General features: G+C 62.5%; 3 protein-coding genes. 2 read left to right on the forward strand and 1 reads right to left on the reverse strand.

All coding sequences use genetic code 11. The annotated features are described in order from the left end of the window. Positions 1 to 639: GntR family transcriptional regulator (locus tag CIC12_RS31855; RefSeq protein WP_168670431.1), on the forward strand; the 639-nt coding region annotated here is incomplete at its 5' end. A gap of 59 nt (positions 640 to 698) precedes the next feature. Further along, complete coding sequence (locus tag CIC12_RS31860) at positions 699 to 1,613, forward strand: ketopantoate reductase family protein (protein ID WP_168670433.1); 915 nt, start codon at positions 699 to 701, stop codon at positions 1,611 to 1,613. Between the two features lie 6 nt (positions 1,614 to 1,619). On the opposite strand, the gene CIC12_RS31865 is transcribed toward CIC12_RS31860, so the two are convergent. After that, positions 1,620 to 2,153: GntR family transcriptional regulator (locus CIC12_RS31865; protein ID WP_168670435.1), on the reverse strand; the 534-nt coding region annotated here is incomplete at its 5' end.

Genomic DNA, 2,153 nt, shown 5'->3' on the forward strand with positions numbered 1-2,153 from the left:
GTACGCGACGCGCTGAACGTTCTCGAAAGCGAAGGGCTGGTCCTGAATCCGCCTGGTCGTGGCGCGACTGTCGCGCCCCTGGACCTGGATGAGTTCCATGCGATCTATCGGGTGTCCCGCGTGCTCGAACCCGCACTCGCGCGCCGTTCGTGCATGTTGCTGTCTGATGAGACACTCGACCGGCTTTACCAGGAAGCGGAAGCCGTGGGCGGACGCGACCGTACCCTCGACGAGGTCTGGGCCGACCATCGTGCTTTCCATATGGCGCTGCTTGCGCCGGCCGCGTCGCCCTGGGACGTACGGATTCTCACGATGCACTGGCGTGCCACCGAACGCTATGTACGTATCGGCTTTGGCCTTCTAGACCCCGACCCCGAGGAGCACGATCGCCGCCGCGATGCCCACCAGTTTCTCATTGATGCGTTCCGCAAGCGCGACCCTGCCTTCGCCGCACGCGCCCTGGAATCCCATCTGGCTGAGAACGAGAAGCTGGCCGCCACAGCATTGGCCCAAGGTCAGCCTCGCGTCGCCTTGCAAACAACATACTCATCGAAATCGGAATCTAGACAGATAGAACGAGAAAGCTTCGAACCGAAATTGATCGACTCGTCGCCGACTACACGAAGTGGCGGGACCTGATTGCCGACGAATCTTGCTCGACGGCAGGTGTATGCAATCAGTACTTAGCTGGAGCAGGTATGAGAATCGCGGTGATGGGCGCAGGTGCGGTGGGGTGCTACTTCGGCGGTATGCTCGCGCGCGCGGGGCACTCGGTAGTTCTGATTGGAAGGCCGGGGCATGTCGAAGCTATTCGCCGCGACGGCTTATTGCTCGATGCCCTCGCCTTCAAAGGTTATTTGCCGCTCGAGGCCAGCACCGGGGCAGACGCCGTGCGGGATGCCCAACTGGTCTTGCTCTCCGTCAAGTCCACCGATACAGAGAGTGCAGCTGCTGCCATGCGCCCGCACCTCGCGCGCGAGGCGGTGATCATGACACTGCAAAATGGTGTCGACAACGCTCCGCGCCTTCAGGCCGCACTGGCGCACGAGGTCATGGCGACAGTGGTCCGCGTAGCTGCGGAGATGGTTGGTCCCGGACATGTCAAGCACCGTGGGCGCGGCGACCTGATCATTGCGACATCGGCAAAAAGCGCCGAAATCGCCGAAATGCTGATCGCCGCCGGCGTACCTACGGAAATCTCCGACAACGTGGTTGGGGCACTGTGGGCGAAGCTGATTGGGAACTGTGCCTACAATGCGCTATCGGCCATCACCCAGCTGCCTTATGGGCGCATCTCGGCTGGGCAAGGCGTCCAGGATGTGCTCGCCGATGCGGTAAACGAATGCCTTGAAGTTGCCGCCGCGCTGCGCGTAACCGTGCCGGGTGACGTCTGGGGTGCCGTGCAGAGCGGCGCCAAAGCGATGCCCACGCAACTCTCCTCTACCGCGCAAGATCTTGCGCGCGGCAAGCCCAGCGAGATCGACCACCTCAACGGATACGTGCTCCGCCAAGGCCAGGCTTTGGGCATTGCGACGCCAGTCAACCGCGTTCTTCACACACTGGTCAAGCTGCTCGAGTCACGTTCTGCGCCATCTTCCGGAACTGGCGGTTAGGACGTTCTATTTCGACCGGAATGAATGGGAACTCAACACGGTCGCGGCCAGCTTCTCGTTCTCAGCCAGATGGGACTCCAGGGCGCGTGCGGCGAAGGCAGGGTCGCGCTTGCGGAACGCATCAATGAGAAACTGGTGGGCATCGCGGCGGCGATCGTGCTCCTCGGGGTCGGGGTCTAGAAGGCCAAAGCCGATACGTACATAGCGTTCGGTGGCACGCCAGTGCATCGTGAGAATCCGTACGTCCCAGGGCGACGCGGCCGGCGCAAGCAGCGCCATATGGAAAGCACGATGGTCGGCCCAGACCTCGTCGAGGGTACGGTCGCGTCCGCCCACGGCTTCCGCTTCCTGGTAAAGCCGGTCGAGTGTCTCATCAGACAGCAACATGCACGAACGGCGCGCGAGTGCGGGTTCGAGCACGCGGGACACCCGATAGATCGCATGGAACTCATCCAGGTCCAGGGGCGCGACAGTCGCGCCACGACCAGGCGGATTCAGGACCAGCCCTTCGCTTTCGAGAACGTTCAGCGCGTCGCGTAC

The organism is Paraburkholderia sp. SG-MS1 (genome assembly GCF_012275575.1).
In the GTDB taxonomy this organism is placed as follows: Bacteria; Pseudomonadota; Gammaproteobacteria; order Burkholderiales; family Burkholderiaceae; genus Paraburkholderia.

What these genes read in the sequence shown, in the direction of transcription:
- CIC12_RS31860 (WP_168670433.1), top strand. Translation starts at nt 699, where the DNA reads ATGAGAATCGCGGTGATGGGCGCAGGTGCGGTGGGGTGCTACTTCGGC.